Source organism: Paracoccus sp. (in: a-proteobacteria) (genome assembly GCF_035556475.1).
Lineage (GTDB): Bacteria > Pseudomonadota > Alphaproteobacteria > Rhodobacterales > Rhodobacteraceae > Paracoccus.
Genome location: NZ_DATMFA010000137.1, coordinates 19,050 through 31,914, shown reverse-complemented (window position 1 = coordinate 31,914; position 12,865 = coordinate 19,050). Strand labels below are relative to the sequence as shown.

The 12,865-nt window shown below is 66.0% G+C and carries 13 protein-coding genes; 7 read left to right on the top strand and 6 right to left on the bottom strand.

Annotated features, from left to right (window positions below; genetic code table 11):
• Positions 1-29 precede the first annotated feature (29 nt).
• From VNQ78_RS19075 to gmk, 3 genes are read right to left on the bottom strand one after another with little or no spacing between them, the layout of a single operon-like run.
• Positions 30-1,082, bottom strand: coding sequence for a sensor histidine kinase (locus tag VNQ78_RS19075; protein ID WP_325692787.1), 1,053 nt, complete (start codon positions 1,080-1,082; stop codon positions 30-32).
• Positions 1,079-1,606 carry a gamma carbonic anhydrase family protein gene (locus tag VNQ78_RS19070; RefSeq protein WP_325692784.1) on the bottom strand — a complete coding sequence of 176 codons (528 nt, stop codon included), beginning with the start codon at positions 1,604-1,606 and terminating at the stop codon, positions 1,079-1,081. The genes VNQ78_RS19075 and VNQ78_RS19070 overlap by 4 nt, the downstream gene beginning before the upstream one ends.
• On the bottom strand, positions 1,603-2,235 hold the full coding sequence (gene gmk, locus VNQ78_RS19065; protein WP_325692781.1) for a guanylate kinase: 633 nt from the start codon (positions 2,233-2,235) through the stop codon (positions 1,603-1,605). Before gmk ends, VNQ78_RS19070 begins: the two co-directional genes overlap by 4 nt.
• 269 nt (positions 2,236-2,504) lie before the next feature.
• Here gmk and VNQ78_RS19060 point away from each other — a divergent pair, with 269 nt between their 5' ends.
• The gene (locus VNQ78_RS19060) at positions 2,505-3,173 is read left to right on the top strand and encodes a PAS domain-containing protein (protein WP_325692778.1); all 669 of its coding nucleotides are present in this window, start codon (positions 2,505-2,507) and stop codon (positions 3,171-3,173) included.
• Positions 3,174-3,225: 52 nt separating this feature from the next.
• On the opposite strand, the gene VNQ78_RS19055 is transcribed toward VNQ78_RS19060, so the two are convergent.
• The gene (locus tag VNQ78_RS19055; RefSeq protein WP_325692775.1) at positions 3,226-4,626 is read right to left on the bottom strand and encodes a class II 3-deoxy-7-phosphoheptulonate synthase; all 1,401 of its coding nucleotides are present in this window, start codon (positions 4,624-4,626) and stop codon (positions 3,226-3,228) included.
• 115 nt (positions 4,627-4,741) lie between these two features.
• Here VNQ78_RS19055 and VNQ78_RS19050 point away from each other — a divergent pair, with 115 nt between their 5' ends.
• From VNQ78_RS19050 to VNQ78_RS19025, 6 genes are all read left to right on the top strand, one after another.
• On the top strand, positions 4,742-5,740 hold the full coding sequence (locus tag VNQ78_RS19050; protein WP_325692772.1) for a GlxA family transcriptional regulator: 999 nt from the start codon (positions 4,742-4,744) through the stop codon (positions 5,738-5,740).
• Positions 5,741-5,845: 105 nt separating this feature from the next.
• Positions 5,846-7,030 (top strand): ABC transporter substrate-binding protein, encoded by a 1,185-nt coding sequence (locus tag VNQ78_RS19045; protein ID WP_325692769.1) that lies wholly within the window; start codon positions 5,846-5,848, stop codon positions 7,028-7,030.
• Between the two features lie 108 nt (positions 7,031-7,138).
• A complete protein-coding gene (locus VNQ78_RS19040; protein ID WP_325692766.1) occupies positions 7,139-8,017 on the top strand; it encodes an ABC transporter ATP-binding protein in 879 nt (292 codons plus the stop codon).
• Complete coding sequence (locus tag VNQ78_RS19035) at positions 8,017-8,727, top strand: ABC transporter ATP-binding protein (RefSeq protein WP_325692762.1); 711 nt, start codon at positions 8,017-8,019, stop codon at positions 8,725-8,727. The genes VNQ78_RS19040 and VNQ78_RS19035 overlap by 1 nt, the downstream gene beginning before the upstream one ends.
• A 1-nt stretch (position 8,728) precedes the next feature.
• Positions 8,729-9,730 carry a branched-chain amino acid ABC transporter permease gene (locus VNQ78_RS19030; RefSeq protein WP_325692759.1) on the top strand — a complete coding sequence of 334 codons (1,002 nt, stop codon included), beginning with the start codon at positions 8,729-8,731 and terminating at the stop codon, positions 9,728-9,730.
• Between the two features lie 15 nt (positions 9,731-9,745).
• Positions 9,746-11,086 carry a branched-chain amino acid ABC transporter permease gene (locus tag VNQ78_RS19025; protein WP_325692757.1) on the top strand — a complete coding sequence of 447 codons (1,341 nt, stop codon included), beginning with the start codon at positions 9,746-9,748 and terminating at the stop codon, positions 11,084-11,086.
• A 72-nt stretch (positions 11,087-11,158) separates the two neighbouring features.
• On the opposite strand, the gene purN is transcribed toward VNQ78_RS19025, so the two are convergent.
• Complete coding sequence (purN, locus tag VNQ78_RS19020) at positions 11,159-11,755, bottom strand: phosphoribosylglycinamide formyltransferase (RefSeq protein WP_325692755.1); 597 nt, start codon at positions 11,753-11,755, stop codon at positions 11,159-11,161.
• Entirely contained in the window at positions 11,752-12,798 is a 1,047-nt protein-coding gene (purM, locus tag VNQ78_RS19015) for a phosphoribosylformylglycinamidine cyclo-ligase (RefSeq protein ID WP_325692754.1), read from the bottom strand. Before purM ends, purN begins: the two co-directional genes overlap by 4 nt.
• Positions 12,799-12,865 lie beyond the last annotated feature (67 nt).

Here is a 12,865-nt window from a genome sequence, read left to right as displayed (position 1 = left end):
GGCAGCACCCCGCCCCGCCCGGCAATCCGTCACAGCGTTCCCGCATCCTCAGGCAAGATGGTGATGAATCGGCTGCCCTCGCCGCGCGTGCTTTCGATGCGCAACCGGCCGCGATGCCGGTTCACGATATGCTTGACGATGGCAAGCCCCAGCCCGGTCCCCCCTTGCTCGCGCGAGCGGTGGGTGTCGACGCGGTAAAACCGCTCGGTCAGGCGCGGCAGGTGCCGGGCGTCGATCCCCTCGCCGCGATCGGCGACGGTGACCTGCCAGGCAGGGCCGCGCAGCACCGGCTCATGCGCGAGGTGTTCCAGCGTCACGCTGACCAGCCCGCCAGAGCCGCCATATTTCACCGCATTCTCGATCAGGTTGTGGAAGACCTGCACAAGCTGGTCGGGGTCGCCGGGCAGCAGCGCCGGGCCTTCGACGCCATGCTGCTCGATCCTGACCCCGGCGGCCTCGGCCGAGGGGGAAAGCGTCGTCACCACCGATCCCAGCAGCGCCGCGAGGTCCACCCGCTCACGCGGGCGCCGGCGCTCGTCCTGCTCGACGCGGCTCAGCGACAAAAGCTCGCCGATCAGCCGGTTCATCCGCCCCGCCTCACGCTCCATGATGTCGAGGAAGCGGTCGCGGGCGCCCGGATCATTGCGGGCCGGGCCGCGCAGCGTCTCGATGAAGCCCATCAGCGCGGTCAGGGGCGTGCGCAACTCGTGGCTGACATTGGCGACGAAATCGCGCCGCATCTGCTCGGTCTCTTCATCGCGCGAGCGGTCTTCGATCACGATGGCGGCGCTGCGCCTGCCCGAGAGTTGCAGGGGCGTCACCGTCACCTCGCAAAAGACGGCCCCCTCGCGGGTCTTGACCGTCGCGTTCAGCCGGGCCTTGTCGCCACCGGCCAGGACGGACTCCAGCGCCGTATTGATCTCGGGATGGCGCAAGACGGTGACGAAGGGCCGCGCCGAGGGGATTGGCCCCAGCAGCGCCTCGGCCGCGTCATTCGCGCCGACCAGCCGTGCCTGCGCATCGACCAGCAGCATCGGAACCGGAACCGCCGCCAGCAGATCGCCCGATGAGGCGGGCGTCATCCCCGCGCCACCGGCTTCAGCCCCGCGCGAAACCGCGCCGCGTTCCGGCGATAGCCCTCGGCCGATTTCAGCAGCCCGGCGCGCGCCTCGTCATCCAGTTCGCGGATGATCTTGCCGGGCGCCCCCATGACCAGCGAGCCGGGCGGGATCACCTTGCCCTCGGCGATCAATGCGCCGGCGCCGATCAGCGAGCCCGCGCCGATCCGCGCACCGTTCAAGATAATGGCCCCCATGCCGATCAGCGCGCCATCCTCGATGGTGCAGCCATGCAGCATGGCGCGGTGGCCGATGGTGCAATTCGCGCCGATGGTCAGCGGAAAGCCGATATCGGTGTGACAGACCGTCAGTTCCTGCAGGTTCGAGTTGCGGCCGACGCGGATCTCCTCGTTGTCGCCACGCAGGACCGCGCCGAACCAGACGCTCGCCCCCTCCTCCAGCACGACCTTGCCGATCAGCTGCGCATCCGGTGCGACCCAGGCATCCCCGGCCAGTTGCGGGGTGATCCCGTCCAGTTCCCAGATCATCGGCCTTCCTCCTCCATCAGGTTGCGCACGAAGCGGCCAAGGCCGGTCTGGCGACCCCGCCGCAGACGCTCTGCGGTCAGGATGGTCTTCAGCGCCTCGGTGCTCTGCTCGATATGCTCGTTGACGATGACATAATCATATTCCGCCCAATGGCTGATCTCGTCCCGGCTTTTCTGCATCCGCGCCGCAATCACCTCGGGCGCGTCCTGCTGGCGCGAGACGAGCCGCCGCTCCAGCTCCTCAAGGCTGGGCGGCAGCACGAAGATCGAGATGACATGCGCCCCCAGCGCCGAAGCCCGGATCTGCTGCCCGCCCTGCCAGTCCACGTCGAAAAGCGTGTCGCGGCCGGCGCGCATCGCCTCCTCGACCGGCTGGCGCGGGGTGCCGTAGAGGTTTCCGAAAACCTCGGCATGTTCCAGCATGTCGCCGCCGCGCACCATGGCCTGAAAGGCCTCGCGCTCGCGGAAATAATAATGCTCGCCCTCGACCTCTCCGGGGCGGGGCTTTCGCGTCGTCGCCGAGACCGAAAAGCGCAAGGTCGGATCCCACTCCATCAGCCGCCGGGCCAGCGTCGACTTGCCTGCGCCCGAGGGCGAGGAAAGGATGACCAGAAGTCCGCTGCGCTCCATGTCCTGCGTTCTCCTTGTCTTCATCCGCACGTCATTTTAGGCGCCTGAATGGCGCAGGGCGGCGGGGATGGTCAAGCCCCTGTCCGCCGGGCCACAGCCTTAACCAATCGGCAAGAATCCCCTCGGAGAAACCCGGCGGCTGGGCTAGATTTCACCTCGTATGGTTGTTTGAGTTCATGTTGGGTTAGTTAGATATGTCCGAATACTCCGGGCCCGATGCTGATCGGGATAAGGCTTCCCCCTTGCCTGCGAAGGGCGGGGGCACGTTGTTGCAGATCACCGATTTCGAGGCTGCCCAGCCATCGCATATCCTGCACGCGCTGCGCGACCATTGGGAAAGCCTTCGCATCAATGGAAATGTTCCGGCCCGCAGCGATGTTCAGCCGCGCGGCATCCGTGCCGCGCTGGACCATGCCTTCATCCTCGAACGCATTGCGCCGGGTGCGGCGCGCTTCCGGCTGGCGGGGCGCCACCTCATCGACCTGATGGGGATGGAGGTGCGGGGGATGCCTATTTGCGCGCTCTTGAACACAAGCTCGCGCGGGCGGTTTTCGGATGTGCTGGAAAGCGTCTTTCGCGGGCCGCAGATCGCGGAACTCGGCCTCTCCTCGCCGGCGGGCTATGCCCGTCCGGCTTTGCAAGGGCGGCTCCTGCTGCTGCCGCTGCGTTCGGATCTGGGCGACGTGACCCGCGCCCTCGGCTGCTTCGTGTCGGAGGGCGAGATCGGGCAAGCCCCGCGCCGCTTCGACCTTGCCGAGGAAAGGCTCAGCCCGATCCATCCCGGCGGCCCCATCATCGAGCCCTCGGCATCGCCGGATCCGGCGCGGGCGGGGCGCTGGCGGAAAGCCACCGGCCGGAGCGACACCCCGGCAGAGGACACGCCGGAACAGCGGCGGGCGCTGTTCCGCATCGTCAGCGACAGATCCCGCGACCGTTAAGGCGCGCGGATGGGCGCCCAATGAAAAAGGCGGGTTGCCCCGCCTTTCCGTCTCAGCTTGCCTTGGCCTGCTTCGCGCCATTGACGCGGCGATTGCGCAATTCCTCGGCGACGAGGAAGGCAAGCTCCAGCGACTGGCTGGCGTTCAGGCGCGGATCGCAGGCCGTGTGATAGCGGCTGGACAGATCCTCGTCCGTCACCGCGCGCACGCCGCCGGTGCATTCGGTGACGTCCTGGCCGGTCATCTCGAAATGCACGCCGCCGGGGATGGTGCCTTCGGCGCGGTGGACGGCAAAGAACTCACGCACCTCGCGCAGGACCGAGTCGAAGGGCCGGGTCTTGTAGCCCGAGGCCGACTTGATCGTGTTGCCATGCATCGGATCGCAGGACCAGACGACATTCGCGCCCTCGGCCTCGACCGCCTTGATCAGGCGCGGCAGATGGTCGCCCACCGCACCGGCGCCAAAGCGCGCGATCAGGGTCAGGCGGCCCGGCTCGTTCTGCGGGTTCAGCTTCCAGATCAGGGTCTTGAGGTCGCTGTCCGAGATCGACGGCCCGCATTTCAGCCCGATCGGGTTCTGCACGCCGCGCGCGAACTCGACATGGGCCCCGTCAATCTGGCGCGTGCGGTCGCCGATCCAGATCATGTGGCCCGAACCCGCGACCGGAACCCCGGTGGTCGAGTCGATGCGCGCCAGCGCCTCCTCATATTCCAGCAGCAAGGCTTCGTGGCTGGTGTAGAAATCGACCGTGCCGAGGCCATGCGCGGTTTCCGAGGTCACGCCCGCCGCTGCCATGAAGGCCATGGCGTCGCTGATCCGGTCGGCGATGTCGCGATAGCGCGCGGCTTCCTCGCCACCCGTGAAGTCGCTGATCCAGCTTTGCACGCGATGCATGTCGGCATAGCCGCCGGTCGAGAAGGCGCGCAGCAGGTTCAGGGACGCGGCCGCCTGGGTATAGGCGGCCAGCATCCGCTGCGGATCGGGAATGCGCGCCTCGGTCGTGAAGTCGAAGCCGTTGATGATATCGCCGCGATAGCTGGGCAGCTCGGTCCCCGCCACCACCTCGGTCGGGGCCGAACGCGGTTTCGCGAACTGGCCCGCCATGCGGCCGACCTTGACCACGGGAAGCTGTGCCCCCCAGGTCAGCACGATCGCCATTTGCAGCATGACCTTGAACGTGTCGCGAATATTGTCGGCCGAAAATTCCGAGAAGCTCTCGGCGCAATCGCCACCTTGCAGCAGGAAGGCCTGTCCCGCGCCCACTTCGGCCAGCGCCGATTTCAGCCGTCGCGCCTCTCCGGCAAAGACCAGAGGCGGAAATTTCGCAAGCTGCGCCTCGACCGCCTGCAATGCGCCGGTGTCAGGATAGTCGGGCATCTGGATGCGCGGATAGGCGCGCCAGCCGCGCTTGTCCCAAGCCTGGGTTGCGGAACTGGATTTCTCATATGCCATTGACCTGTCCTCCTGGAAACGGTGACTGCGATATAGAGCTTCGCCGGATCAAGGAAAAGCCTTGCGCGCGCCTGCGGGGACTGATGATCTGCAGGGAACTTCATCGCGCGCGACCATGCCAGAACCCGTTCCAGCCCTCCCTCTCGCCCGCGGTCAGGAAGTTGCCCGCCCTCAGCGGTATTTTTTCCTGCTTCTTGAGCGTTTTACCCTGATTTCCTTCGCAGCCGCGATCGAGCCGTTGCGGCTTGCGAACCGGCTGTCGGGCCGTCCGCTCTATGAATGGCGGGTGATCGGCGAGAATGGCGAATTCGCCGCATGTTCGAACGGAACGCGCGTCAAGCTGGACGGCGGGCTTTGCGAAACGCTGCGCAGCGACACGATTCTCGTCTGCGGCGGGGTCGATATCGCCCGCGCCGCGACCCGGCCGGTCCTTGGCTGGCTCAGGCGCGAGGCGCGGCGCGGCGCGCGGATGGGCGCGCTTTGCACCGGCGCCTGGGTTCTGGCCGAGGCCGGTCTGCTGGAGGGCCGGCGCGCCACGATCCACTGGGAAAATCAGGACGGATTCGCCGAGGAATTTCCTGATGTGACCCTGATTCGCACCGTCTTTGTCGAGGATGCCTCGCGCATGACCGCCGCGGGCGGCACCGCTGCCATAGACCTGATGCTGCGCCAGATCGCGCGCGACCATGGCAGCGAGCTTGCGAACCGTGTCGCCGACCAGATGATCCACACCTCGATCCGCTCCGAGGACGACCACCAGCGCCTGTCCATCCCGACCCGGATCGGCGCGCGCCACCCGCGCCTTGCGCAGGTCATCGCCCGGATGGAGGCGAATATCGAGGATCCGATCAGCCCGGCGCGCCTCGCGACGGATGCCGACATGTCGCCTCGCCAGCTTGAACGGCTTTTTGCCCGCTATCTGGGCCGCTCGCCCAAGCGCTATTACATGGAGTTGCGGCTGGAACGCGCGCGCAACCTGTTGATGCAAACGGAGATGAGCGTCATCGAGATCGCGCTGGCCTGCGGCTTCGGCTCGGCCTCGCATTTCTCGAAATGCTACCGCGCGGTCTATGGCGGCACCCCCTATCGCCAGCGCGGCGCGGCGGCGTCGTGACGCGGGGTCGGACAGCCCCTGAATTGCCCTTTCAGCCACTTTCTTTTTCACCGGGGCGCTTATAGCCTGCCGGGCAGGACAATGTTCCACTCAGGGAGACTGACAATGAAAAAACTTCTTCTGGCCAGCGTGGCCGGCGCAATGTTCGCCGGCGCGGCGGGTGCCGAGGATATCAAGCTGGGGATTTCGCTGGGGCTGACCGGTCCGCTGGAATCCATTTCCCCGGCCATGCAGAAGGGCGCCGAGCTTGCCATGAAAGAGGTCACGGACAGCGGGAAACTGCTGGACGGCTCGAAAATCACCCCCGTCGTCGCCGACAATACCTGCGTCGATGCCGCCGCCTCGGTCGCCGCGGTCGAGCGTCTGGTCACGGCCGAGGGCGTCAAGGGCATCATGGGCGGCATGTGCTCGGGCGAGACCATCGCCTCGCTCGAAAAGGTCGGCGTGCCGAATGGCGTGGTGATGATCTCTCCCTCGGCGACCTCGCCGGCGCTGTCGACGATCGACGACAAGGGCTTCTTCTTCCGCACCGCGCCCTCGGATGCGCGTCAGGGCGAAGTCATGGCCGGCATCGTGCTGGAAAAAGGCATCAAGAGCGTCGCGATCACCTATACCAACAACGACTATGGCAAGGGCCTCGCGGACAGCTTCGCCAATTCCTACAAGGAAAAGGGTGGCACCGTCACCATCGTCGCCGCGCATGACGACGGCAAGGCCGACTATTCGGCCGAGGTCGCGGCGCTGGCCGCAGCCGGTGGCGACGCGCTGGTCGTCGCGGGCTATGCCGATCAGGGCGGCTCGGGCGTGATCCAGGGGTCGCTCGACACCGGGGCCTTCTCGACCTTCGTGCTGCCCGACGGCATGGTCAACAACACGCTGGTCGAGAAATTCGGCTCCCAGCTTGAGACCTCGTTCGGCCAGAACCCCTCGGCCGAGGGCGAGGGCCATGACAAGTTCGCCGCGCTGGCAACGGCCGCAGGCTTTGACGGCACCTCGGCCTATGCGGGCGAATCCTATGATTCCGTGGCGCTGATCCTGCTGGCCATGCAGGCGGCCAAATCCTCGGATCCCAAGGTCTATAAGGACAAGGTGATGGAAGTCGCCAATGCTCCGGGCGAGAAGATCCTCCCCGGCGAACTGGCGAAGGGGCTGGAATTGATTGCCGCCGGGCAAGATGTCGATTATGTCGGCGCAACCTCGGTCGAACTGGTCGAACCCGGCGAAAGCGCCGGCGTCTACCGCGAGGTCGATTTCAAGGGCGGCAAGCTGAACGTCATCGGCTATCGCTGAGGGATCGGCAGAACGCTTCGGGGGCCCGGATTTTTCCGGGCCTTTTCCTAAATATAACAACCCATTAACGGGTGTTCTTCGCAAAAGCGCGAAGTCTGGGGAGTATACATGATTCAGGTCCATGACCTGCACCGACATTTTGGAGGGTTTCGTGCCGTGGACGGCGCCAGCCTGACGATCGAGACCGGTTCGATTACCGGGCTGATCGGCCCGAACGGTGCGGGAAAATCCACTCTGTTCAATGTCATCGCGGGTGTTCTTCCACCGACATCCGGCCGTGTCGTCATGGATGGCGAGGATATCAGCGGGCTTGCGCCGCATCAGCTGTTCCACAAGGGCCTGTTGCGGACCTTCCAGCTTGCGCATGAGTTTTCCTCGATGACGGTGCGTGAGAACCTGATGATGGTTCCGGGCGCCCAGACCGGCGAAACGCTGGTCAATGCCTGGCTGCGGCGTGGCCGTATCCGCGAGGAGGAACGTGCCCTTCGCAAGAAGGCGGACGAGGTTCTTGAGTTCCTGACGATTTCCCATGTCGCCGATGAAAAGGCCGGGAACCTCTCGGGCGGGCAGAAGAAGCTTCTCGAGCTGGGCCGCACGATGATGGTTGACGCCAAGATCGTCTTTCTGGACGAGGTCGGCGCTGGCGTGAACCGCACCCTTCTGGGCACGATCGGCGACGCCATCACACGCCTCAACAAGGAGCGCGGCTACACTTTCTGCGTGATCGAACATGACATGGATTTCATCGGCCGCCTTTGCGACCCGGTCATCGTCATGGCGCAGGGCAAGGTGCTGGCCGAGGGCAATGCCTCCAGCATCATGCAGAACGAGGCGGTGATCGAGGCCTATCTGGGCACCGGGCTGAAGAACAAGGTCGCGGCCGAGATGGCCGAGGAGGCGAATTTCGGCGAAAGCCACGGCGCGCAGCCCGGCCTTGGGGCCGAGGCCGGTCGGGGCGGCGACGGCAAGCCGGCGGGGGATCTCTGATGGCCGAACCCTATCTTTCCGCGACCGCCATGCGCGGCGGCTATGGCAAGGCCGACATTCTGAACGGCTGCACGCTGAACGTCGACAAGGGCCAGATCGCCGTGATCGTCGGACCGAACGGCGCCGGCAAATCCACCGCGATGAAGGCCGTCTTCGGGATGCTGAACCTGCGCGAGGGCGCGGTGACGCTGGGGGGCGAGGATATCACCCGCCTGACCCCGCAGGAGCGCGTTCACAAGGGGATGGGCTTTGTCCCCCAGACCCACAACATCTTCCCGACCATGACGGTCGAGGAAAACCTCGAAATGGGCGCCTTCATCCGCGAGGACGACTATCGCGAGACGATAGAGCAGGTCTACACCCTCTTCCCCGCCGTCGCCGACAAGCGCAGGCAGAATGCGGGCGAGTTGTCGGGCGGCCAGCGACAGCAGGTCGCCGTCGGCCGCGCGCTGATGACCCGGCCGCAACTGCTGATGCTGGATGAACCCACGGCGGGCGTCAGCCCCATCGTCATGGACGAGCTTTTCGACCGCATCATCGAGGTGGCGCGCACCGGCATCTCGATCCTGATGGTCGAGCAGAACGCCCGACAAGCGCTCGAGATCGCCGATATCGGCTATGTGCTGGTGCAGGGCGCGAACCGCTATACCGACTCTGGCAAGGCCCTGATGGCCGATCCCGAGGTTCGCCGCACGTTCCTTGGGGGCTGAGATGGATATTCTGAACGCCATTGTGGCCATCCTCAACTTCGTGGTGATCCCCGCCGCCGCCTATGGCGCGCAGCTTGCGCTTGGCGCGCTGGGGGTGACGCTGATCTATGGCATCCTGCGCTTCTCGAACTTCGCCCATGGCGACACGATGGCCTTCGGGACCGGCCTCGTGATCCTCGTGACCTGGGGGTTGCAGGCTTTGGGCATCAGCCTCGGTCCGCTGCCGACCGCGCTTCTTGCGCTGCCGATCGGGATCGCGCTGACTTCGGTTTTCGTGCTGGGGACGGATCGCACGGTCTATCGCTTCTATCGCAAGAAGAAGTCCGAACCGATCATCTTCGTCATGGCCTCGGTCGGGGTCATGTTCATCATGAACGGCCTGACCCGTCTGATCGTCGGCGTCGACGAGATCCGGTTCGACGATGGCGCGCGGTTCCTGATCAATGTGCAGGATTTCAAGGCGTGGACCGGGCTGGCCGAAGGGCTTGCCTTCCGCGTCAGCCAGGCCATCACCCTTGTCGTCACCGCGCTTTGCTGCTGGGCGCTCTTCCGCTTCCTGAACCGCTCGCGGTCGGGAAAGGCGATGCGCGCCTATGCCGATAACGAGGATCTGGCGCTGCTCTCCGGCATCGACCCCGAGCGGATCGTGCGCCTGACCTGGATCATCGCCACCGCGCTCGCAGTCACGGCGGGGACGCTTTACGGCCTGGACAAGAGCTTCAAGGCCTTCAACTATTTCCAGATCCTGCTGCCGATCTTTGCGGCGGCCATCGTCGGCGGCCTCGGCAGCCCGCTGGGCGCGGTCGCGGGCGGGTTCATCGTCGCCTTCTCGGAGGTTGCCGTGACCTATCCCTGGAAGAAGATCGCGACCTATCTGGGCTTCCAGCCCGAGGGTTTGCTGCAATTGCTGTCCACCGAATACAAGTTCGCGGTCAGCTTCGTCATCCTGATCGTTGTCCTGCTGTTCCGGCCCACCGGCCTGTTCCGCGGCAAAGCCTACTGAGCGGAGGGGCTGAACATGTCGAATACTCGTCAAGCCGAAGCCTCGAGCCGCTGGCGCGCGCCGGTCATCTTCCTGCTGATCGTGGCGCTTTTCGTGCTGGAGGGCACGACGCGGAACGCCTTGTTCTCGGGCAGCTGGAACTCGGCGCTGGCCATCCTGAACATGGGGCTGATCTCGGCCGTCATGGCGCTTGGGGTGAACATGCAATGGGGCTATGCCGGGCTGTTCAACGCGGGCGTCGTGGGCTTTCTGGCCCTTGGTGCGCTGGGTCCGGTGGTGATCTCGACCGCGCCGGTGCAGGGGGCATGGGCCGCGGGCGGGCCGCGCGTGCTGTTGGCGCTGGTCGTCGGCCTTGGCACGCTGGCCGTTGCCACGCAGGTCTGGAAGCGTGTGAGGGAGCCCTTCAACTTCATCGCCATGCCCGCGGTCCTGATTTTGGGTTTCGTGCTTTACCGCATGATCTTCGACCCGGCAGTCATGGCGATCGAGGCCAACAATTCGGCCTCGGCCGGGAATATCGGCGGGCTGGGCCTGCCGGTCCTGCTGTCCTGGCCGGTCGGCGCGCTTTTTGCCGCCGCCGCCGCATGGGGGATCGGCAAGGTCGCGCTGGGTCTCAGGTCCGACTATCTCGCCATTGCCACGCTGGGCATCGGCGAGATCATCGTCGCGGTCCTGCGCAACGAGGAATGGCTGGCGCGCGGGGTCAAGAACATGTCGGGCATCCCGCGCCCCGTCCCCTATGAGCTGGACTTGCAGAACGATCCGGGCTTCATCGCCAAGGCCGCAAGCTGGGGCATGGATGTCTCGACCGCCTCGGGGATCTGGGTCAAGCTGATGTATGCCGGCCTCTTCGGGCTGGTGCTGCTGGCCCTGATCCTGCTGGCCGAAATGGCACTGAAATCGCCCTGGGGCCGGATGATGCGCGCGATCCGCGACAATGAGACCGCAGCCGCCGCGATGGGCAAGAACATCAAGGGCCGGCATCTGCAGATCTTCGTCATCGGCTCGGCGGTGATCGGGCTTGCGGGCGCGATGATGGTGACGCTGGACGGGCTGCTTTCCCCCGGCGGCTTCAATCCTCTGCGTTATACCTTCCTCGTCTGGGTCATGGTGATCGTCGGCGGTTCGGGAAACAACTGGGGTTCGGTGCTGGGCGCGGTGCTGATCTGGTTCCTGTGGATCAAGGCCGAGGTCTGGGGGCCGGAGCTGATGAACCTCGTCACCATGCCGCTGCCGGATGGATCGCTGCGCCAGCATCTGCTGGAATCGGCGCCGCATATGCGCTTTATCGCCATGGGTCTGGTGCTGCTTCTGGTGCTGCGCTTTGCTCCGCGCGGGCTGGTGCCGGAGAAGTAGGCGGAAGGGGGCGCTGCCCCCTTCACTCCCGGAGTATTTTCGGAACGAAGAAGGGGCCCTCGGGCCCCTTTTTCATGCCGCGTGGAGCTGCAGCATGCTCTGGTCGCCGGTTGCGAAGCGGCGCAGCACCTTGGGATAGAGGCGATGTTCCTGCGCCAGCACGCGGGCGGCGAGGCTTTCGGCGTCATCGCCCGGCAGCACCGGGACGCGGACCTGACCGAGGATCGGCCCGGCATCGAGTTCGGGCGTCACCAGATGGACACTTGCCCCGGCCTCGGCATCTCCGGCCTCGATGGCGCGCTGATGGGTGTGGAGGCCCGGATATTTCGGCAGGAGCGAGGGATGGATATTGAGCATCCGCCCCTCGAATCGGGTGACGAAGGCCGGGGTGAGGATGCGCATGAAGCCCGCGAGGCAGAGGATATCGGGCCGGGCGGCGAGGAGCGGTTCGATCAGCGCGGCCTCGAAGGCGGCGCGGTCGCCCTTGTAGAGGCGATGGTCGACCGCGAAGGTCGGGACGCCCATTTCCGCCGCGCGGAGAAGGCCGCCCGCCTCGGGATCGTTCGAGCCAACGATCACCGGCCGGGCGGGATGGTCGCCGGTCATCGACGTGACCAGCTTCACCATATTCGAGCCGCCGCCCGAGATCAGGATGGCGACGCGTTTCACCGCAGCCGGCCGGAATAGCGCACGCCGGCGCCGGGCGTCACCTGCCCCAGTCGGTGGACCGTCTCGCCCTCGGCGGTGAGCAGGGCCTCCAGCGCCTCGGCACGGTCGGCCGCGACCGCGAGGATCATGCCGATGCCGGAGTTGAAGGTCTTGAGCATCTCGGCCTCGGCGATGCCGCCCGCCTCGGCCAGCCAGTCGAAGACCGGCGGCAGGGTGTAGCTGTCGAGGTCGATCTCGGCCCCGAGTCCTTCGGGGAGGACGCGCGGCAGGTTCTCGGTGATGCCGCCGCCGGTGATATGGGCCGCGGCATGGACGCCTCCGGCGCGGATCGCGGCCAAGACCGGCTTGACATAGAGCCGGGTCGGAACCAGCAGCGCCTGGCCCAGCGTACCGGTGCCGAAGGGCGAGGCGGAATTCCAGTCGAGCCCGGCATGTTCGGCGACCTTGCGCACCAGCGAGAAGCCGTTCGAATGGACGCCGTTCGAGGCGAGGCCGAGCAGCACGTCGCCATCAACGACGCCCGCCGGCAGGGCCGTGCCGCGCTCCATCGCGCCGACGGCGAAACCCGCGAGGTCGAAATCGCCCTTGCCATACATGCCCGGCATCTCGGCCGTCTCGCCACCGATGAGCGCGCAGCCCGAAAGGCGGCAGCCCTCGGCGATGCCGTTGATGACACGCGTGGCCTCCTCGATCGCAAGTTTGCCGGTCGCGAAATAGTCGAGGAAGAAGAGCGGCTCGGCCCCCTGACAGACGAGGTCGTTGACGCACATGGCGACGAGGTCGATGCCCAGACCGTCAAGCTCGCCCGTATCGATGCCGATGCGGAGCTTGGTCCCGACGCCATCGGTCGCGGCGACCAGAACCGGATCCTGATAGCCCGCTGCGCGCGGGTCGAAAAGCGCGCCGAAACCGCCCAGCCCCTCCATCACGCCGGAGCGACGGGTGGCCGCCGCGGCAGGTTTGATCCGCTCGACGAGCGCATTGCCCGCATCGATATCCACTCCGGCAGCGGCATAGGACAGGCCAGAATTGCGCTCGGTCATGTCGGTTCCCTTTCCTTTGCGCCCCGATAGCGCAGCCGGGCCGCACAGGCAATGATTGCCTGTGCAG

What these genes read in the sequence shown, in the direction of transcription:
- VNQ78_RS19050 (WP_325692772.1), top strand. Translation starts at nt 4,742, where the DNA reads ATGCCAGAACCCGTTCCAGCCCTCCCTCTCGCCCGCGGTCAGGAAGTT.
- VNQ78_RS19045 (WP_325692769.1), top strand. Translation starts at nt 5,846, where the DNA reads ATGAAAAAACTTCTTCTGGCCAGCGTGGCCGGCGCAATGTTCGCCGGC.
- VNQ78_RS19075 (WP_325692787.1), bottom strand. Translation starts at nt 1,082, where the DNA reads ATGACGCCCGCCTCATCGGGCGATCTGCTGGCGGCGGTTCCGGTTCCG.
- purM (WP_325692754.1), bottom strand. Translation starts at nt 12,798, where the DNA reads ATGACCGAGCGCAATTCTGGCCTGTCCTATGCCGCTGCCGGAGTGGAT.
- VNQ78_RS19035 (WP_325692762.1), top strand. Translation starts at nt 8,017, where the DNA reads ATGGCCGAACCCTATCTTTCCGCGACCGCCATGCGCGGCGGCTATGGC.
- gmk (WP_325692781.1), bottom strand. Translation starts at nt 2,235, where the DNA reads ATGGAGCGCAGCGGACTTCTGGTCATCCTTTCCTCGCCCTCGGGCGCA.
- VNQ78_RS19055 (WP_325692775.1), bottom strand. Translation starts at nt 4,626, where the DNA reads ATGGCATATGAGAAATCCAGTTCCGCAACCCAGGCTTGGGACAAGCGC.
- VNQ78_RS19025 (WP_325692757.1), top strand. Translation starts at nt 9,746, where the DNA reads ATGTCGAATACTCGTCAAGCCGAAGCCTCGAGCCGCTGGCGCGCGCCG.
- VNQ78_RS19030 (WP_325692759.1), top strand. Translation starts at nt 8,729, where the DNA reads ATGGATATTCTGAACGCCATTGTGGCCATCCTCAACTTCGTGGTGATC.
- VNQ78_RS19070 (WP_325692784.1), bottom strand. Translation starts at nt 1,606, where the DNA reads ATGATCTGGGAACTGGACGGGATCACCCCGCAACTGGCCGGGGATGCC.
- VNQ78_RS19040 (WP_325692766.1), top strand. Translation starts at nt 7,139, where the DNA reads ATGATTCAGGTCCATGACCTGCACCGACATTTTGGAGGGTTTCGTGCC.